An 18,288-nucleotide genomic window follows, 5' to 3' on the forward strand; every position below is an offset into this window, starting at 1 on the left:
ATTTTAGCTGAGAGCATGAACGTGAATTTACTCACTATGAGTACTGAGCTTGGTTTAGTTTTTCTTTTTACTTTAGTGTTCCTGTTTTTTGCTCGCAAAGCAGCTAAAAAAATTGGGCTAGTGGACACTCCAAACTCCAGAAAAAGACACCATGGCGCCATTCCGTTAGTGGGTGGTATTTCTGTGTACGCGGGTATCTGCTTCGCTTTTGCCATCTCAAATTATTATTTACCGCACGCGATGCTCTATCTGAGCTGTGCGGGCGTGTTGGTATTGGTAGGAGCTCTTGACGATCGTTTTGATATCAGCGTCAAAATTCGTGCGCTGGTGCAGGCGGTGGTCGCCATTGTGATGATGGTGGGTGCCAAACTCTATTTGCTCAGCCTCGGATTTATTATCGGCCCGGTAGAGTTAATCGTTGGCCCCTTTGGCTATGTATTAACGCTGTTCGCCGTGTGGGCCGCGATCAATGCGTTTAATATGGTGGATGGAATTGATGGCCTGCTCGGCGGCCTCTCCAGCGTTACCTTCGCCGCGATAGGTATTATTCTCTACTTCGATGGCCAAACCAGCCTCGCCATGTGGTGTTTTGCGATGATCGCCGCCACCATTCCTTATATTCTGCTCAATCTCGGTTTGATTGGCCGCCGCTATAAAGTGTTTATGGGCGATGCCGGTAGTACCATGATCGGTTTCACTATCATCTGGATCTTGCTGGAAACCACCCAGGGTTTAAGCCATCCGATCACGCCGGTTACTGCGCTGTGGCTGATTGCCATTCCGCTGATGGATATGGTGGCGATTATGTATCGGCGTTTGCGGAAAGGCATGAGCCCGTTTTCTGCCGATCGCCAACACATTCATCATTTGATCATGCGCGCCGGCTTCACTTCACGTCAGGCATTTTTACTGATTACCGTGGCCGCAGCGATCCTGGCCGGTATTGGCGTGCTCGGTGAATATCTGGCCTTTATCCCGGAATGGGTAATGCTGGTGCTGTTCCTGATGGCGTTTCTCCTTTACGGCTATTGCCTGAAGCACGCATGGCGTGTAGCGCGCAAAATCCGTCGCATAAAACGTCGCTGGCAAAGCAGCAGCGAAGATAAAAAATAAATTACCCAGAAAGTACCCTGATAAGGATTTTTGTTATGACCTCTGTGGTTGTAGAAAACGAACTGGATGTGCGAGGCCTCGGCTGTACGCTGTGGCGTGGCAAGCGCTGGATTGTTGGCCTGGCGCTGCTGTTTGCGCTGTTTGCGTGGCTGGCCTCGATGTTGATGAAGCAGGCGTGGAGCACCACGGCAGTCACCGATCGTCCTACGGTGAATATGTTGGGTGATTTCTTTGTGCAGCAGCAATTTCTCAATAATCTGGATGTCCGCACCAATACGCTCAATCTCAGTTCGCCAGCCCCAACCGTTATGGATGAGGTTTATCAAGAGTTCACAATGCAGCTGGCATCATGGGATACGCGTCGTGATTTCTGGCAGCAGACCGATTACTACAAAAGTCGTAAAAGCGGCAACGCGCACAATGATGCGGCGCTGCTCGATGACTTAATCACCAACATCCAGTTCACGGCGGCCGATCCGGCGCGCAATGTCTTAGATAACATCAAGCTGGTCGCCGAAACTGCCGGTGATGCCAATAATTTGCTACGCCAATATATTGCCTATGCCAGCGAACGTGCGGCACGCCATTTGAATGCGGAGCTAAAAGGCGCCTGGCAGGCGCGCAACATACAGTTGCAGGCGCAGGTCACGCGTCAGGAAGAAGTGGCGCAGGCGGTGTTTGAACGTCAACGTCAGCGTATTGTGCAGGCGCTGAAGGTGGCCGATGAACAGGGCATTAAAGAGAATCGGGCGCCGGCTACGGGTGAGGCGCTGCCAGACAGCGATCGCTTCTTGCTTGGCCAGCAAATGTTGCAGGCGCAGCTCGACACGTTACAGGCCAGCGGACCTGCTTATGATTTAAGCTATGATCAAAACAAGGCGATGCTGAGTACGCTGCAGGCGGGGCCGCGTCTGGACAAACAGTTCCAGACCTATCGTTATTTGCGCACGCCGGAAGAGCCGGTTTCGCGTGATAGTCCGCGTCGTCTGTTTATGATGATCATGTGGGGCGCCATTGGCGCGCTGGTCGGTGCGGGAGTGGCGCTGGTGCGACGTCCGCGTTCAACGTTACCATCGAGCCATTAAGAGAAGCCACGTGAAAGTTCTGACCGTATTTGGCACGCGTCCTGAAGCGATCAAAATGGCTCCGCTGGTGCAGGCGCTGGCGCAGGATGCTGCGTTCGAGTCACGCTTATGCGTTACTGCACAGCATCGAGAAATGCTCGATCAGGTGCTGCGTCTGTTTCAGCTGCAACCTGATTATGACCTGAACATCATGCGTCCGGAGCAAGGGCTGACGGAGATTACCAGCCGCATTTTGCAGGGCATGAAAACCGTGCTGGCCGACTTTCAGCCGGATGTGGTGTTGGTGCACGGCGATACCACCACCACTTTTGCCGCCAGCCTGGCGGCGTTTTACCACCAGATTCCCGTGGGTCACGTGGAAGCCGGGCTGCGTACCGGCAACCTGATGTCGCCGTGGCCAGAAGAGGCCAACCGCACATTGACTGGCCACCTGGCGAGCTACCACTTCACCCCGACGGAAAACTCGCGGCAAAATCTGCTGCGTGAGAACCTGCCGGATGCGCGCATTTTCGTTACTGGCAATACGGTGATTGATGCGCTGCTGTGGGTACGCGATCGCGTATTGGATGATGCGGATCTCAATGCCCGCCTGGCCGCGCGCTATCCGTTCCTCGACGCCGATAAAAAGCTGATTCTGGTTACGGGCCATCGTCGCGAAAGTTTTGGCGACGGCTTCGAACGCATCTGCAGCGCGCTAGCGCAAATTGCACGCCAGCATCCGCAGGTGCAAATCGTCTATCCGGTGCACCTCAATCCCAATGTCAGCGAGCCGGTAAACCGCATTCTCAGCGGTATCGAAAACATCATTCTGATTGAGCCGCAGGAGTATTTGCCGTTTGTCTGGCTGATGAACCGTTCATGGCTGATTCTGACCGATTCCGGCGGCATTCAGGAAGAAGCGCCGTCGCTCGGCAAGCCGGTGCTGGTGATGCGCGATACCACCGAGCGGCCGGAAGCTGTGGACGCAGGCACGGTGAAACTGGTGGGCACCGATATCAGTAAGATTGTCGCGGAAGTCAGCCTGCTGTTGCAGGACGATGAAGCCTGGCAGGCAATGAGCCGCGCGCACAACCCTTATGGCGATGGCCATGCCTGCGCGCGCATCTTGCAGGCCCTAAAACAACACAGAGTATAACCATGCGTTTTGAAACCATTTCCGTTATCGGACTGGGCTATATTGGGCTGCCAACGGCGGCCGTTTTTGCCTCACGGGGGAAAAAAGTCGTTGGCGTGGATATTAATAGCCGCGCTGTCGAAACCATTAATCGCGGCGATATCCACATCGTTGAACCCGAACTGGGTGAGGTGGTGCGCGACGCGGTGCGAGACGGATACCTGCGCGCCACCACGCAGGCCGAAGCCGCCGATGCTTTTCTGATTGCCGTACCCACGCCGTTTATCGGCGATCATCAGCCCGATCTCAGCTACGTGCAGGCCGCCGCGTTGTCCATTGCGCCCGTATTAAAGGCGGGCGATCTGGTGATTCTCGAATCGACGTCGCCAGTCGGCGCAACCGAGCAGATGGCGCAATGGCTCGCGGATGCGCGTCCCGATCTGCGTTTCCCGCAGCACGGCGATGCGTGCGATGTGTTTATCGCGTACTGCCCGGAACGGGTATTGCCCGGCAAAGTGATGGTCGAACTGCTGGAAAACGATCGCGTGATTGGCGGCATGACGCCAGCCTGTTCTGCGCGCGCCAGCGAGCTGTATCGCATTTTCCTGCGTGGTGCATGCGTGGAAACCCATGCGCGTACCGCCGAGATGTGCAAACTGACGGAAAATAGCTTCCGCGATGTGAATATCGCTTTTGCTAATGAGCTGTCGCTGATCTGTGCAGAGCAAGGCATCAACGTGTGGGAACTGATTGCGCTGGCGAATCGCCATCCGCGCGTCAATATTCTGCAGCCTGGGCCGGGCGTTGGCGGGCACTGCATTGCCGTCGATCCCTGGTTTATCGTGGCGCAAAATCCAGAACAGGCGCGGCTGATTCGCACCGCGCGTGAAGTGAATGATGCCAAACCGGGCTGGGTGCTGGACCAGGTAAAACAGGCTTTGGCCGAATGCCTCACCGCCAGCGGTAAACGTGCCAGCGATATCACCATTGCCTGCTTTGGTCTGGCCTTCAAACCGAATATTGATGATTTACGCGAAAGTCCGGCGATGAGCGTTGCCCATCTGATTGCCGAATGGCACAGCGGACAAACCTGGGTGGTTGAGCCGCACGTAACGGCCATTCCGCAGCGTCTGGCGCACGAAGCCACGCTGGTCACCACCGAAGATGCGCTGCAACAGGCGGATATTCTGGTGATGCTGGTTGACCATGCGCAGTTCCGCGCGGTTGAGGCTGCACAGATTACCCAGCCGTGGATTGTTGATACCAAAGGCGTCTGGCGATGAAACAGTTTTTGGTGACCGGCGGCGCAGGATTTATCGGCTCGGCGTTGGTGCGTTTTCTGCTTGAAAACACTGAGCATCGCGTGGTGGTGGTCGATAAGCTGAGTTACGCTGGCAATCTGGCCTCGCTGGCGCCGGTGCAGCAGAACACGCGTTTCGCCTTCGAGCAGGTGGATATTTGCGATCGCGCCGAGCTGGATCGCGTGATGACGCAGTACCAGCCAGATTGCATCATGCATCTGGCGGCGGAAAGTCACGTCGATCGTTCGATTGATGGTCCGATTGCCTTCATCGAAACCAATATCGTCGGCACCTATCAACTGCTGGAAGCGGCGCGGCATTACTGGAATAACATGGTGGATGAGCGCAAAAAGGGCTTCATTCTCCATCACATCTCTACCGATGAAGTGTTTGGCGACCTGCACGGCAGCGACGATTTCTTTACCGAAACCACGCCGTATGCGCCCAGCAGCCCGTATTCGGCGACCAAGGCCAGCAGCGATCATCTGGTGCGCGCCTGGCTGCGTACCTATGGTTTGCCGGTGATCGTTACCAACTGTTCCAACAATTACGGCCCATATCATTTTCCTGAGAAGCTGATCCCGCTCACCATCATTAATGCGCTGGCAGGTAAACCACTGCCGGTATACGGCAACGGCAGCCAGATTCGTGACTGGCTCTATGTGGAAGACCACGCGCGGGCGCTTTATTGCGTAGTCAGCAGCGGCAAAGTGGGTGAAACCTATAATATCGGCGGTCATAACGAGCGACGGAATCTTGAGGTGGTGGAAACCCTGTGTGATTTGCTGGATGAACTGGCCCCACAGCAGCGTGCACCACAGCTGTCGTGCTATCGGGACTTGATTACCTTTGTGAGCGATCGTCCCGGCCACGACCAGCGTTACGCCATTGACGCCAGCAAAATTGCGCGCGAGCTGGGCTGGACGCCGCAGGAAACCTTTGAGAGCGGTATCCGCAAAACCGTGCAGTGGTACCTGGCGAACCCACAATGGTGGCAGGCGATTCTTAATGGCAGCTATCGCGGCGAGCGTCTGGGCCTGGCCACGCCGCGCTAAAACCCAATTCAGAAGGAGCAGCGATGAAAGGCATCATTTTAGCCGGAGGTTCGGGCACGCGTTTGCATCCGATTACCCGTGCCATCTCAAAGCAGCTGTTGCCGGTGTATGACAAGCCGATGATTTACTATCCACTTTCGGTGCTGATGTTGGCCGGGATCCGTGAAATCCTGATCATTACCACGCCGGAAGATCGCGCCCACTTTGAACGATTGCTGGGCGATGGCAGTGAGTTTGGCATACAGCTAGCCTATGCCGAACAACCTACCCCCGATGGCCTGGCGCAGGCGTTTATCATTGGTGAATCCTTTATCGGTGATGATCACTGTTGTCTGGTGCTGGGCGACAACCTTTATTTCGGTCAGGGCTTCAGTCCAAAACTGAAGAAAGTGGCGGCGCGCAGCAGCGGCGCCACCGTTTTCGCCTATCAGGTAATGGATCCCGAGCGTTTTGGCGTGGTGGAGTTTGATGACGACTTCAACGCGCTTTCAATTGAGGAAAAACCGCAGCAGCCGAAATCACGTTGGGCGGTAACCGGCCTCTATTTCTACGACAATCGCGTGGTGGAGTTTGCTAAACAGGTTAAGCCTTCCGCCCGGGGTGAGTTAGAAATTACCGCGATTAACCAAATGTATCTCGATCAGGGCGAACTCTCCGTAGAGCTGCTGGGTCGTGGTTTTGCCTGGCTGGATACCGGCACGCACGATAGCCTGATTGAGGCGAGTATGTTTGTGCAGACGGTGGAAAAGCGTCAGGGTTTTAAAATCGCCTGCCTGGAAGAGATCGCATGGCGCAATGGCTGGCTAAGCGACGCCCAGCTGCTGGCTGCAGCCCAGGCGCTGACTAAAACCGGCTACGGCCAGTATTTGCTGGATGTTCACCATGCCCGTCCGCGTCAATATTAATCCCCTTCACTGGGAAAACGATTTCTTCGGCCAGAACAGCGCCCGCCTGGAGCTGGAGGGCGATTTGCCGCTGTCTGAAGCGTTAACCCAGCCCTATACGCTTTGGCAAGTTAAAGTGCCCGCAGATCGTGTTGAGGCGATCGATGCCTTGAGCGAGCAGGGCTTTCAGCTGGTTGAAGGCGAAGCCGATCTGACGATCGCTATCAAAAATACTGAGCGGCAACCCGGCGTGCGGATCGCGCGTGAAGCACAAATCCCGGCACTGCGTGATGCGGCTGCGCAGGCATTTAGCCAGAGTCGCTTCCGTGCGCCGTGGTTTGAGCCTGCAGACAGCGGGCGTTTCTATGCGCAGTGGATTGAAAATGCCGTGCGCGGTACTTTCGACCATCAATGCCTGGTCGCTTGCGATGAACAGGGCGCATTGCAAGGTTTCGTCTCTATGCGGGAAGTGGACGGTGATATGCGTATCGGTCTGCTGGCGGTACTGCCTGGTGCGCAAGGATGTGGCGTGGGCCAGCGTTTACTGCTCGCTGCCGCTGACTGGGGCCGCGTGCGCCAGCTGGCGCATTTGCGTGTTGCTACCCAACTCAGCAATCTTACGGCGATGCGCCTTTATTTACGCAGCGGTGCGCGGCTGGAAAGCACCGCTTACTGGTTCTACAGGAAGGTCCCATGATCCCCTTTAATGCGCCGCCGATTGTCGGCAGTGAAGTTGAATATATGCAGTCGGCCATGGCCAGCGGCAAACTGTGCGGCGACGGCGGTTTTACCCGGCGCTGTCAGCAGTGGATGGAGCAGCATTTTGGCAGCAAAAAAGTGCTGCTGACGCCATCCTGCACCGCGTCGCTGGAGATGGCGGCGCTGCTGATTGATATCCAGCCCGGCGACGAAGTGATCATGCCGAGCTACACCTTTGTCTCCACCGCTAACGCTTTTGTGCTGCGCGGCGCGGTCATTGTGTTTGTTGATGTACGTCCCGATACGCTCAATATCGATGAAACGTTAATTGAAGCAGCGATCACGCCGAAAACCCGCGCTATCGTGCCGGTGCACTACGCCGGTGTCGCCTGCGAGATGGATACCATCATGGCGCTGGCGGCGAAGCATAAACTGTACGTAATTGAAGATGCCGCGCAGGGCGTGATGTCGCAATACAAAGGGCGCGCGCTGGGCACTATTGGTCATATTGGTTGCTTCAGCTTCCACGAAACCAAAAATTACACCGCAGGCGGCGAAGGCGGCGCAACGCTGATCAATGAGGCGAGGCTGGTAGAGCGTGCCGAGATCATTCGTGAAAAAGGCACTAACCGCAGCCAGTTTTTCCGCGGGCAGGTGGATAAGTATACCTGGCGCGATATTGGCTCCAGCTATCTGATGGCAGATCTGCAAGCCGCTTATCTGTGGGCGCAGCTGGAAGCGGCGGAGCAGATCAATCAGCAGCGTCTGCACCTGTGGCAGTGCTACTACGATGCGTTGCAACCGCTGGCAGCAGCGGGCCGCATCGAACTGCCGGTGGTGCCAAAAGATTGCCGCCACAACGCGCACATGTTCTATATCAAGCTGCGCGACAGCGACGATCGTCAGGCGCTAATCAACTGGATGAAAGAGGCGGAAATCCTCACGGTATTCCATTACATCCCGCTGCATTCAGCACCGGCGGGCGAGCGCTTTGGCCGCTTCCACGGTGCGGATGTGTTTACCACGCGTGAAAGTGAGCGCCTGTTGCGCCTGCCGCTGTTCTACAACCTGTCGGATAACAACCAGCGCACGGTGATCAGTTCGCTGCTGAGTTTCTTTGCCTGATGTCGTTAGCCAAAGCCTCAGTCTGGACCGCTTCATCCACGCTGGTAAAAATCGTGGCTGGCTTGCTGGTGGTGAAATTGCTGGCGGTGAGCTTTGGGCCGGAAGGTATTGGGCAGGCCGGTAACTTCCGCCAGCTCATTACCGTACTTGGCGTGCTGGCAGGTGCAGGTATCTTCAACGGCATTACCACGCTGGTGGCGCAGCATCAGCAACAGCCGCAGATGTTGCGTGCCGTAACGGGTACGGCATCTTCGATTGTTCTCGGCTTTTCAACACTGCTGGCACTGGTGTTTTTACTGGCGGCGCAGCCGATCAGCACAGCACTGTTTGGCCATGCTGAATACGAGAACGTGGTGCGGATTGTCGCTTTTCTGCAGCTGGGTATTGCCTGGGCTAATTTGACGTTAGCGCTGTTGAAAGGTTTTCGTGATGCACGCGGTAATGCGCTGGCGCTGATCGCGGGAAGCCTGATAGGCGTGATCGGCTATGTCATGTGCTGGTGGCTGGGCGGTTATGCCGGTGCGCTGGTGGGGTTGGCGCTGGTGCCGGCGCTGGTTGTGTTTCCTGCCCTGATCATGCTGCGTCGCCATCGCGACGTATTGCCGTTGAGCTGGCTTAAGCCAACGTGGCAGCCGGATTTGGCACGCAATCTGGCAAAGTTTACGCTAATGGCGTTGATGACCTCGCTCACCTTGCCGGTGGCGTGGGTGATGATGCGAAATCTATTGGCAGAACAGCAAGGTTGGGCGCAGGTCGGTTTATGGCAGGGTGTCACCAGCATTTCCGATGCTTATCTGCAATTTATCACTGCCACCTTTAGCGTTTGGCTGCTGCCGACGCTGGCGCGGCTGGAGCAGAAACCGCAAATCGCCCGGGAAATTGGCCGCGCGCTGCGCTTTGTCATGCCTGCCGTGGCCGTAGCAAGCTTCTGCGTATGGCTGCTGCGCGATGTCGCTATCTGGCTACTGTTCTCAGCGCAGTTCACCGCCATGCGTGACCTTTTTGTCTGGCAGTTGTGCGGGGACGTCTTTAAAGTAGGCGCCTATGTTTTCGGATACCTGGTGATCGCCAAAGCGTCGCTGCGCTTTTATATTCTGACCGAACTGAGTCAGTTCGCGCTGTTAACCGGTTTCTCCCGCTGGCTAATTCCGCTGCACGGTAGTGCCGGAGCCGCACAGGCCTATATGGCCACCTACATACTCTATTTCGCCCTTTGCTGTGGTGCCTTCATAATTTATTGCCGGAAAAAATGACGCTATTTCACGTATTGGGATCGGATATCCCGCACCACAATCATACGGTGCTGCGCTTCTTTAATGATGTGATAAGCACGGAGATGCCTGCAGATGCGCCGCGTCAATTTATGGTGGTGACCCGCGCGCCAGAAACGCTGCAAGCCTATTCAGCACTGCACATCGAAACTTTTGCCAACAAGCGTGCGCTGGCGCAGGCCGTTATCGCGCGCGCCGCTAATCGCGCGCAGCGCTTCTTCTTCCACGGCCAGTTCAATCCCAGTATTTGGCTAGCATTACTGAGCTGCAGGCTGCGTCGCCGGCAGGCATTCTGGCACGTATGGGGCGCAGATCTTTACGAAGAGGGGCGAGGCCTTAAGTATCAGCTTTTTTATCTGCTACGCCGATGGGCGCAGAGCCGCGTGTCGCAGGTATTTGCCACGCGCGGTGATTTACACCATTTCCAGCAGCGCCATCCGCGCGTACCGACCTCACTGCTCTATTTTCCAACGCGCATGCCGGACGCTGCCGTACCCGCAGCGATGGAATCCGCTGCGTTCACCATTCTGCTCGGTAATTCAGGCGATCGCAGCAATCGTCATATCGCAGGCTTAGAGGCGATTCGCGCGCAGTTTGGTGAGCAGGTCAAGGTGGTGGTACCGCTCGGTTATCCCGAGAACAATCACCGTTATATTGATGAGATTGCTGCCGCCGCACAGCGCCTGTTCCCTGCGGGGCAGGTCACCTTGCTGCGTGACAAGATCGACTTTGACGTCTATCTGGGATTGCTTAGCCGCTGTCAGCTCGGCTATTTTATGTTCGAACGTCAGCAGGGGATCGGCACGCTTTGCCTGCTGATTAAGGCCAATATTCCCTTCGTGCTGAACCGTAAAAATCCGTTCTGGCGCGATTTGAGTGAACAAGGTTTGCCGGTGCTGTTTAGCGAAGATGCGCTGGATGCTGCCAGCGTAGCCGAAGCGCAACGACAACTGGCGCAATGTGATAAATCATCGATTGCCTTTTTTGCTCCGGGCTATCTGGCAGGCTGGCGCCATGCGCTGAGCTTGAGTGAAGGGGAGAGAACATGAGCCTGATGCAGTTTTGCGGTCTGCTGGTGGTTTATCTGTTTTCGCTGGGGTTCATCCTGACCCTGACCTGGCGAGAGTTTAAACGGGTGCGCTTCAACTTCCACCTGTTCTTCACCATTCTGTTTTTGCTAACATTTTATTTCGGTTTCCCGCTAACCAGCGTGCTGGTGTTCCGCTTTAACGTCGCGGTGGTGCCGCCAGAATATCTGTTGCAGGCGCTGCTGGCTGCGACCAGTTTTTATGCCATCTATTACGTCAGCTATAAAGTGCGGCTGCGGCCAGCCAATGCACCGGTGCGGAAACCCTGGCTACAGATGAATCGGGTTGAAACCAATCTGACGTGTCTGCTGCTGGCGCTGGTAGCGATAGGTACCGTGACGGTTTTCTTTTTGCACAACGGCCTGCTGCTGTTCCGGCTCTCCGCGTACAACCAGATTTTCTCCAGTGAAGTCTCTGGCGTGGCGCTCAAACGCTTCTTCTACTTCTTCATTCCGGCGATGTTGATTCGCTACTTCCTAAAACCTACCCAGCGCCAGTGGCTGTGGTTTTTGCTGGTGTCGGTGGCATTTGGTCTGCTGACTTACGCGCTGGTGGGTGGCACGCGCGCCAATATCATTATCGCCTTCGCGTTATTCCTGTTCATCGGCATTACGCGTGGCTGGATCACCTTGTGGATGCTGGTGGGTGCGGGCGTGATGGCGATTGGCGGCATGTTCTGGCTGGCATTGCGTCGCTACAACCTTGACGTGGTCGGCGATGAGGCGTTTTACACCTTCCTCTATCTGACGCGCGATACTTTCTCTCCGTGGGAAAACCTGGCGCTATTACTGCAAAACTACGACAAAATCGATTTTCAGGGATTGGCACCCATTTGGCGTGATTTCTATGTGTTCATCCCCAGCTGGATGTGGCCTGGACGCCCGTCAATGATTCTGAACAGCGCCAACTACTTTACCTGGGAAGTGCTGAATAACCATTCAGGTTTAGCGATTTCACCCACGCTGCTTGGATCGCTGCTGGTGATGGGTGGCGTGTGGTTTATCCCGTTTGGCGCCGTTGCGGTTGGTTTGCTAATGAAAGGGTTTGATAACCTGTATCGCTATGGGCGCGATGCCAGCAACCGTTACAGTGGCGCGATTTTGCAGAGTTTTTGCTTTGGCGCGGTATTTAATATGATCGTGTTGGCGCGCGAAGGGCTGGATGCCTTCGGCTCACGCGTGGTGTTCTTTTGTCTGATTTTTGCTGCCTGTATGTGGGTGGCTAAATTGCTCTACTGGCTGTTGGCGCGCGCGGGGCTGATTCGTCCTCGCAGCGAGCCGGTTTTACACAGTCCCTCTTAACGTCTGGGCACAACGGGAAAATTCATACCATGGAAACCGATAAACCGCGCTATCGCCTGCGCGGCGTCGATCTTCACGCCTTCAATGATATGGCGAGCTTTCTGCAATTTTTGCTGCCCGATGGCACACCGCGCAGCGGCACGCTGATTGCGATGAATGCCGAAAAGATGCTCACCCTGGAAGAGGATGCGCAATTGCGCACGCTGATTGCGGAGGCTGAATTCAAATATCCTGATGGCATCAGCGTTGTCCGCTCGCTGCGTAAGAAATATCCTCAACTACAGGTCAATCGCATCGCAGGTGCGGATCTCTGGGAAGCATTGATGGAGCAAGCGGGCCGCAACGACATTCCGGTGTTTCTGATTGGTGGCCGTCAGACGGTGCTAGAGGAAACCTGCGAGAAGCTGCGTCGGCAGTGGAATGTGAACATCGTCGGCAGCCAGAATGGTTATTTTGCGCCAGAAGATCGTGAGTCGCTGTTTGCGCGTATTGCCGCTAGCGGCGCGCAGATTGTCACGGTGGCGCAGGGTTCGCCGCGTCAGGAGCTGCTCATGCGCGATTGCCGTGCACATTGGCCACACGCGCTCTATATGGGCGTGGGCGGCACGTATGATGTGTTCACCGGGCACGTCAAACGTGCTCCCGTTTGGTGGCAAAAATCAGGCCTGGAATGGCTTTATCGTTTAATCCGTCAGCCTTCACGTTTGCGCCGCCAGTTAAAGTTGCTGAAATATCTACGCTACCATTGGCGTGGCGATCTCTGATATTGCTGGTTTTTCCAGCAAAAAGGAGAGGGTAAGCAACTAAAAGTGCAGTAATTATCGATGGAATGCACAAAGCGTAATCAAACGCGTTTTTTTTATAAAAAAGGGCTGGACAGTGTGAGGTCAAGCCCGTAGTATGCCCATCCGCAACGGCGCTACGCGCCCGTAGCTCAGCTGGATAGAGCGCTGCCCTCCGGAGGCAGAGGTCTCAGGTTCGAATCCTGTCGGGCGCGCCATTTAATTTGTGCGCAAGAGCTTCGGTGGTTGGTTAACCGCGTTATGCAGTGAATTTACGTAAGCGTAACACGCTTACGCACCAGAATTATGGTGGCTATAGCTCAGTTGGTAGAGCCCTGGATTGTGATTCCAGTTGTCGTGGGTTCGAGTCCCATTAGCCACCCCAGATTTTGCTCGGACACGCGATGGTGGCGGAATTGGTAGACGCGCTAGCTTCAGGTGTTAGTGTTCTTACGGACGTGAGGGTTCAAGTCCCTCCCTTCGCACCAGGCAAAATTACGCAGTAGCGTTAAGAAGTAAAAAATCGGCGAGTAGCGCAGCTTGGTAGCGCAACTGGTTTGGGACCAGTGGGTCGGAGGTTCGAATCCTCTCTCGCCGACCATATTCGAAAAGCCTGCTTGAAAAAGCAGGCTTTTTTCGTTTTACACATTTGCCCTTTCACTCTTCTTCCTCAACCTTGTCCGTGCGCCTATTTCTGCACATTGTCGCTATTAGGCTACATTTAACCCTCTGTTTTTATTGGATATGACATTTGCTTGCATAGCTTGTCGCTTTGCAGAGACATCTTTCGGGTTGGATGTAGTGAATTCCCGACAGTGATATCAGACAGCGTCAAACCCTTATTTTTATCTTATTGAAATAAAATAACTTATTCTGGCACCTGCAACTTTGGCACGCCATGTGCAATAATATTGCTGTAGATGCTCATTCCACCTCTTATGTTTGCTAATGCTACATAAACCTGGGAATGATGCAGAGCCCCTTACGGCATCCGTTGTCCAGCCTGGCAGTCATTGCGCACGCTTTACTGCAGTAAGAAGGACATTACGTTGAGTCGGATGCCATCAGTTGTCTGAACGACCTGATCTTACACCTGCTTATGGCAGGTGTTTTTTTATCTGCAATTTGCAGCAGGCAAAAAAAAGCCGGGACAAGCCCGGCGTGCACAAAAGTAACAAACGTAAAAATCAGGCGCTGGGATTAGTCTTCAGCGTAAGTAACAGACCTTCGCGACGCATTTTGGCAGCGTCTTCCGGGCGGTGCAGACGATCGTAAACATCGGCCAGCCAGGCATAATCAAAGGCATCTGGACGCTGTGCCAGCGCCTGCTGGAAGGCTTCTGCCGCCTGCTGCCATTCACCATGACGCATCAGCATCTGGCCAAGCGTGCTGTGCAGCAGCGGTGTAGCGCCGTGCTGTTTAATCTGCTGACGCAGCGCTTTTTCCAGAGCTTGCGGATCGCCGCTTTTAATACGCGGCATTAGCAGCACCAGACGATCGTCATATTGACGCTTCAGACCTTCCAGCACGATGTTTTGCGCAGTATCGGGGTCGTCACATTCAATCAGATGTTCTGCCATTGCCACCTGCAAAGCGGTTTCCTGACGCGTTTTGCGGCTCTGGTTTTGCCACCATTTCTTCAAGCCGTCGCTGCCCTGATCGGCCATCGCCTGATTCATCAGGCCCAGCCAGGCTTGCTGCTGAAGGGCCTCGCGCTGTGCTTCATCATTGATCTGCACTTTTTGCATCGAAGGCAGAATATCGAGCAGCGCGCTCCACGCGCCGGTGCGAATATAAGCTTGCTCTGCCAGGCGTAATACTTCCGGATGGCGCGGTGCCACTTCCAGCAGACGATCTACACCATGACGCGCAGCGTGATCTTCGTTGCGCGCCAGTTGCAGACGTACGCGGGTAATTTCGACGGGAATCGTATCGTTCTCCGATAACTCTGCGGCACGTTCCAGATGCTGATTGGCGCGTACCTCATCACCACGTTGCTGTGCGGCTTCGGCAGCGAGTAAATAGTTAGCCACCGGCTGAACGGCGTGATCGGCGTTCTTCGATAACAACTTTTCGGCCTGCTTATAATCGCCTTCAGCCAGTTTCATCAGTGCACTTTGCGTGTGGCGCTGCGCGCTGCGACGTTTACGACCGGTGAACCAACCGCGTGTGCGTGCGCCGGTGCGTAGCAGGCGACGCAAAATCCATTCGACCAGCAAAATCACCAGTAGGCTGAGGATTAAAATAATCGCCAGCCCGGTTACGCTGGTTTCGATATTCCAGTTGTCGGTTTGAATCAGCACGTAGCCCTGATGGCCTGCCACCATCGGTCCAACCACGATGCCCGCCATTAGCAGCAGGAAAAGCACCAATACTTTCAGCATGCTTAGCCTCCCTGTTGATCAGCGGCAGCCGATGGTTGGGCCAGCAAATTACGCACGCGAGTTTGCATCAGTTTTTCCAACAGCGGCTGACTTTCCAGCGTATCCGGTACATCCATCGAAATGCTCTGCTGGCTCAGTTCATCCAGTTGCGTAAGGAAAGCTTTGGTCGCGGCATCATTGGTGTCATACCAGGCTCGAACCCAGGTCGATACCGCATCGATAGACTGCTTGTAAATTTCATCCTGATGACGCGGCACGGCTTGCGCCGCAATGAGCAGGCGCGAACGGATGTTTTCACGCAGATAAACGTCCTGATTCGGTGCCAGCAGCGGCTGTGCAGTGTTATCACGGCGACGGATGGTGATGAAATCATCCATAAAATTATGCCAGCTTTTCACCAGGTTCTGGCGCCACTCGTGCAGTGAACTGGAGAGCTCACCGCCGTCGGCATCCATGGGTGAATCATCGCTGTCGTTGTCGGCCAATCGCAGATTATCCACGCCGTTCGACAGCTGATTAAGCTTGAGGATGGTGCCGTCATAGTCAATCTGACTCACGGCAGAGAGTGAGCTGATATCCTGCGTCAGCGCGCGGCGCACATTCATGACGCTGGGATCGTTCATGTCTGCCAGGCTGGTATCTGCACTTTTCAGCAATGCCGCCGCGGTGGTGACATCCTGATCGCTCCACAACTTACGGCCGGCCAGCTTGACGAGGTAATCTGCCTGAGCCAGTAGCCAGGTGCGCGTGTCATTGCCGGAAATAGTGGCGACTTTATCACGCAGGGTTTCCAGCTCTTTGGCGCTGTTGTCCTGCTGGGTACGTGTTTCCTGCAGGGCACTGTTGGCGCTATTCAGCTGTTGCGTCAGCTGCTGTTTATCGCTGCCCAGTTGCTGCTGCAAGGCGCTCAGCTGCTCACTCAGATTCTGGTTAGTTTGAGCCTGTAAATCGGCCTGGTGTTTCCCATTGAGGTAAAGTCCCGCCCCAATCGCCAGCGCAATGACAATCGCCACCGCACTCAGCACTTTGCCATCGCTTTTTTTATCGCGAGGTGGCTGAGTAGCTGGAGAGGGAGAATTGTCCGCTGGGGTGGTTTCTTCAACCATGGCGGAGGAGGCTTTTTGTTCCGTCATTATGGCTCATCCCATTGTTAAGTTCAGCGTAACGCGCGCAGCAGCGCATCGTTATCGGCACCATCGGCTACATCTATGTCCTGCCAGCCCAATTCAGCGGCTTGCGTAGCCAAACGTTCACTGACGACAACAAGCCGACAGTGCAGTAACCATTCCCGCCGGTCAATCGGCGAAAACAGCGAAAACAGTTGTTGTAACATTTCGCCGCTGGTTACCACCAGCGTTGTAATGCCTCGATCGCGCCAGCGTCGGCCTTCAGTCGCGCCGTTATAGTGCTTTTCACAGCGCTGATAACACTCGCAATATTGTACTTCCGCGCCGCGTTCAATCAGCGTTTCTGCCAGTAATTCGCGGCCCGGGCTGCCGCGCAGTATTAGCGCGCGTTTGCCTGTTACCTGCTGCAGACGATTCAGGCGCACCAGCTCCTCACTGGTCTCCCGCGCATGAGGATAGTCTACTTTCAGATTACTGACGGTATGCAAAGCCAAAGCCGTGCTGCGTCCGATAGCATAATAGCTGAGCGCAGAAGGCCATGTTGTCGCGCTAAGTTGTAAAGCTGGCTGGGCGAAGGTCACCACCTGCTGCGACAGCAGAAACACCAGATCGCCCGCTTGCAGTGCGGCAAGTTGTTGCGGTAAATGAACAAGATCGCGACCCGGCGTGAATTCTATCAGCGGTAGGCTCCACGCCAGTTTCCCCAGGTTTCGCAAACGCGAGACCAGTTCACTGGCAGCCGGTTCCGGACGGGTCACAAGGATGGTCATGCGGGAGGATGTCCCTGATAGACTTCGCGCAGAATGTCGCGGGCGCCGCCATCCAATAACTCCTCGGCCAGGGAAATGCCCATTTTTTCCGCTTGATCACGCGGTCCACGACGCTCGCCCACCACCATTTGCTTGCCATCGGGCGATCCAACTAAACCGCGCAGCCAGAGCGCGTCGTCTTCCAGCACCGCGAAGCTGCCGATAGGCACCTGACAACCACCTTCCAGCCGCGTGTTCATGGCACGTTCAGCACGCACACACACTGAGGTCTCGTCATGATTCAACGCCTGCAGTAGCGTAATCAATTGCTCATCATCAATACGGCATTCGATGCCGACCGCGCCCTGGCCAACGGCTGGCAGAGAAATCTCTGCCGGCATGGCCTGGCGAATGCGATCTTCCAGACCCAAACGTTTCAATCCTGCGGCGGCCAGGATGATGGCATCATATTCACCGGCATCAAGTTTTCCGAGACGCGTACCCACATTGCCACGCAGCGAGCGAATGACTAAATCGGGACGACGCGCGCTGAGTTGGCACTGGCGACGCAGGCTGGATGTGCCCACCACCGCGCCTTGGGGCAGTTCATCAACGCTGTTGTAATGATTGGAGACGAAAGCATCACGCGGATCTTCGCGCTCGCAAATGGTCACCAGACCCAAGCCTTGCGGAAAATCGACCGGCACATCCTTCATTGAATGCACGGCAAGATCGGCACGGCCGTCCAGCATTGCCAACTCCAGCTCTTTGACAAACAGGCCTTTGCCACCCACTTTTGCCAGCGGCGTATCAAGAATGACATCACCTTTCGTGACCATCGGCAGTAGCTCAACTTGCAACCCCGGATGGGCGGCCATCAGGCGCTGTTGGACATATTGTGCCTGCCATAAAGCAAGAGGACTTTGTCTGGTAGCAATTCTGAAAATTTTGTTTAACATGCTGTTAACCATTTTGATCGTTCATCGAATATCCTATCATTGATAGGGGAATGCTGTCAGTTTCAACGGTCTTGTAAAGGACGCGATGTCAATTGTGGCCGTATTTACGCGGTTTGAAATTGAGGTTGGAGTCTGAAAAAAGCCGGGCTAGAGTCGGAACATGCTAAACTGTTAAGTAGCGCAACTTTCTTTACGGTCAATCCTCCAGGTGTTAGATTGATCACGTTTCCAGCAATAATTTGCCCAATATC

At 55.0% G+C, this 18,288-nt stretch carries 16 protein-coding genes and 4 tRNA genes; 16 read left to right on the plus strand and 4 right to left on the minus strand.

Annotation, left to right across the window (positions count from 1 at the left end; translation table 11 throughout):
- The first annotated feature begins 36 nt into the window (after nt 1-36).
- The 16 genes from wecA to AC07WB_RS00855 all read left to right on the plus strand — a co-directional run bounded on the left by wecA (nt 37) and on the right by AC07WB_RS00855 (nt 13,419).
- The gene (gene wecA, locus AC07WB_RS00780) at nt 37-1,113 is read left to right on the plus strand and encodes a UDP-N-acetylglucosamine--undecaprenyl-phosphate N-acetylglucosaminephosphotransferase (protein ID WP_097095364.1); all 1,077 of its coding nucleotides are present in this window, start codon (nt 37-39) and stop codon (nt 1,111-1,113) included.
- Between the two features lie 35 nt (nt 1,114-1,148).
- Nucleotides 1,149-2,198 (plus strand): ECA polysaccharide chain length modulation protein, encoded by a 1,050-nt coding sequence (wzzE, locus tag AC07WB_RS00785; protein ID WP_097095363.1) that lies wholly within the window; start codon nt 1,149-1,151, stop codon nt 2,196-2,198.
- Between the two features lie 10 nt (nt 2,199-2,208).
- Complete coding sequence (gene wecB, locus AC07WB_RS00790) at nt 2,209-3,333, plus strand: non-hydrolyzing UDP-N-acetylglucosamine 2-epimerase (RefSeq protein ID WP_345827510.1); 1,125 nt, start codon at nt 2,209-2,211, stop codon at nt 3,331-3,333.
- A 2-nt stretch (nt 3,334-3,335) separates the two neighbouring features.
- Entirely contained in the window at nt 3,336-4,595 is a 1,260-nt protein-coding gene (gene wecC / locus AC07WB_RS00795) for a UDP-N-acetyl-D-mannosamine dehydrogenase (protein ID WP_097095361.1), read from the plus strand.
- Nucleotides 4,592-5,668 (plus strand): dTDP-glucose 4,6-dehydratase, encoded by a 1,077-nt coding sequence (gene rffG / locus AC07WB_RS00800; RefSeq protein ID WP_097095360.1) that lies wholly within the window; start codon nt 4,592-4,594, stop codon nt 5,666-5,668. Before wecC ends, rffG begins: the two co-directional genes overlap by 4 nt.
- 23 nt (nt 5,669-5,691) lie before the next feature.
- Nucleotides 5,692-6,573, plus strand: coding sequence for a glucose-1-phosphate thymidylyltransferase RfbA (gene rfbA / locus AC07WB_RS00805; RefSeq protein ID WP_097095359.1), 882 nt, complete (start codon nt 5,692-5,694; stop codon nt 6,571-6,573).
- The gene (gene rffC / locus AC07WB_RS00810) at nt 6,551-7,249 is read left to right on the plus strand and encodes a dTDP-4-amino-4,6-dideoxy-D-galactose acyltransferase (protein ID WP_345827504.1); all 699 of its coding nucleotides are present in this window, start codon (nt 6,551-6,553) and stop codon (nt 7,247-7,249) included. Before rfbA ends, rffC begins: the two co-directional genes overlap by 23 nt.
- On the plus strand, nt 7,246-8,376 hold the full coding sequence (rffA, locus tag AC07WB_RS00815) for a dTDP-4-amino-4,6-dideoxygalactose transaminase (RefSeq protein WP_097095357.1): 1,131 nt from the start codon (nt 7,246-7,248) through the stop codon (nt 8,374-8,376). Before rffC ends, rffA begins: the two co-directional genes overlap by 4 nt.
- The gene (gene wzxE, locus AC07WB_RS00820) at nt 8,376-9,629 is read left to right on the plus strand and encodes a lipid III flippase WzxE (RefSeq protein ID WP_345827500.1); all 1,254 of its coding nucleotides are present in this window, start codon (nt 8,376-8,378) and stop codon (nt 9,627-9,629) included. The genes rffA and wzxE overlap by 1 nt, the downstream gene beginning before the upstream one ends.
- Nucleotides 9,626-10,696 carry a TDP-N-acetylfucosamine:lipid II N-acetylfucosaminyltransferase gene (gene wecF, locus AC07WB_RS00825; protein WP_494939890.1) on the plus strand — a complete coding sequence of 357 codons (1,071 nt, stop codon included), beginning with the start codon at nt 9,626-9,628 and terminating at the stop codon, nt 10,694-10,696. The genes wzxE and wecF overlap by 4 nt, the downstream gene beginning before the upstream one ends.
- Nucleotides 10,693-12,036, plus strand: a complete 1,344-nt coding sequence (gene wzyE, locus AC07WB_RS00830) for an ECA oligosaccharide polymerase (protein WP_097095354.1) — start codon at nt 10,693-10,695, stop codon at nt 12,034-12,036. Before wecF ends, wzyE begins: the two co-directional genes overlap by 4 nt.
- Nucleotides 12,037-12,065: 29 nt before the next feature.
- Nucleotides 12,066-12,800: a lipopolysaccharide N-acetylmannosaminouronosyltransferase gene (wecG, locus tag AC07WB_RS00835; protein WP_400458718.1), complete on the plus strand. Its 735-nt coding sequence runs from the start codon at nt 12,066-12,068 to the stop codon at nt 12,798-12,800.
- A gap of 159 nt (nt 12,801-12,959) precedes the next feature.
- Nucleotides 12,960-13,036 (plus strand) — tRNA-Arg (locus AC07WB_RS00840).
- A 91-nt stretch (nt 13,037-13,127) separates the two neighbouring features.
- A tRNA-His gene (locus AC07WB_RS00845) sits at nt 13,128-13,203 on the plus strand.
- A 16-nt stretch (nt 13,204-13,219) separates the two neighbouring features.
- A tRNA-Leu gene (locus tag AC07WB_RS00850) sits at nt 13,220-13,306 on the plus strand.
- 36 nt (nt 13,307-13,342) lie between these two features.
- Nucleotides 13,343-13,419, plus strand: a tRNA-Pro gene (locus tag AC07WB_RS00855).
- 586 nt (nt 13,420-14,005) lie between these two features.
- Here AC07WB_RS00855 and hemY read toward each other — a convergent pair.
- The 4 genes from hemY to hemC are packed head-to-tail and all read right to left on the minus strand — an operon-like array spanning nt 14,006 to nt 18,037.
- The gene (gene hemY, locus AC07WB_RS00860) at nt 14,006-15,202 is read right to left on the minus strand and encodes a protoheme IX biogenesis protein HemY (protein ID WP_400458720.1); all 1,197 of its coding nucleotides are present in this window, start codon (nt 15,200-15,202) and stop codon (nt 14,006-14,008) included.
- Between the two features lie 2 nt (nt 15,203-15,204).
- Nucleotides 15,205-16,335, minus strand: a complete 1,131-nt coding sequence (hemX, locus tag AC07WB_RS00865; RefSeq protein WP_494939891.1) for a uroporphyrinogen-III C-methyltransferase — start codon at nt 16,333-16,335, stop codon at nt 15,205-15,207.
- A 23-nt stretch (nt 16,336-16,358) separates the two neighbouring features.
- Complete coding sequence (gene hemD / locus AC07WB_RS00870) at nt 16,359-17,099, minus strand: uroporphyrinogen-III synthase (protein ID WP_345827495.1); 741 nt, start codon at nt 17,097-17,099, stop codon at nt 16,359-16,361.
- Entirely contained in the window at nt 17,096-18,037 is a 942-nt protein-coding gene (gene hemC / locus AC07WB_RS00875) for a hydroxymethylbilane synthase (protein WP_494939892.1), read from the minus strand. Before hemC ends, hemD begins: the two co-directional genes overlap by 4 nt.
- Nucleotides 18,038-18,288 lie beyond the last annotated feature (251 nt).

The sequence above is a fragment of the Pantoea sp. GW821-FHT03E06 genome, from assembly GCF_059420725.1.

What these genes read in the sequence shown, in the direction of transcription:
- wecA (WP_097095364.1), top strand. Translation starts at nt 37, where the DNA reads ATGAGTACTGAGCTTGGTTTAGTTTTTCTTTTTACTTTAGTGTTCCTG.
- wzyE (WP_097095354.1), top strand. Translation starts at nt 10,693, where the DNA reads ATGAGCCTGATGCAGTTTTGCGGTCTGCTGGTGGTTTATCTGTTTTCG.
- wecG (WP_400458718.1), top strand. Translation starts at nt 12,066, where the DNA reads ATGGAAACCGATAAACCGCGCTATCGCCTGCGCGGCGTCGATCTTCAC.
- rfbA (WP_097095359.1), top strand. Translation starts at nt 5,692, where the DNA reads ATGAAAGGCATCATTTTAGCCGGAGGTTCGGGCACGCGTTTGCATCCG.
- hemD (WP_345827495.1), bottom strand. Translation starts at nt 17,099, where the DNA reads ATGACCATCCTTGTGACCCGTCCGGAACCGGCTGCCAGTGAACTGGTC.
- wecC (WP_097095361.1), top strand. Translation starts at nt 3,336, where the DNA reads ATGCGTTTTGAAACCATTTCCGTTATCGGACTGGGCTATATTGGGCTG.
- rffC (WP_345827504.1), top strand. Translation starts at nt 6,551, where the DNA reads ATGCCCGTCCGCGTCAATATTAATCCCCTTCACTGGGAAAACGATTTC.
- hemY (WP_400458720.1), bottom strand. Translation starts at nt 15,202, where the DNA reads ATGCTGAAAGTATTGGTGCTTTTCCTGCTGCTAATGGCGGGCATCGTG.
- hemC (WP_494939892.1), bottom strand. Translation starts at nt 18,037, where the DNA reads ATGTTAAACAAAATTTTCAGAATTGCTACCAGACAAAGTCCTCTTGCT.
- wzxE (WP_345827500.1), top strand. Translation starts at nt 8,376, where the DNA reads ATGTCGTTAGCCAAAGCCTCAGTCTGGACCGCTTCATCCACGCTGGTA.
- wzzE (WP_097095363.1), top strand. Translation starts at nt 1,149, where the DNA reads ATGACCTCTGTGGTTGTAGAAAACGAACTGGATGTGCGAGGCCTCGGC.
- hemX (WP_494939891.1), bottom strand. Translation starts at nt 16,335, where the DNA reads ATGACGGAACAAAAAGCCTCCTCCGCCATGGTTGAAGAAACCACCCCA.
- wecF (WP_494939890.1), top strand. Translation starts at nt 9,626, where the DNA reads ATGACGCTATTTCACGTATTGGGATCGGATATCCCGCACCACAATCAT.
- rffG (WP_097095360.1), top strand. Translation starts at nt 4,592, where the DNA reads ATGAAACAGTTTTTGGTGACCGGCGGCGCAGGATTTATCGGCTCGGCG.
- rffA (WP_097095357.1), top strand. Translation starts at nt 7,246, where the DNA reads ATGATCCCCTTTAATGCGCCGCCGATTGTCGGCAGTGAAGTTGAATAT.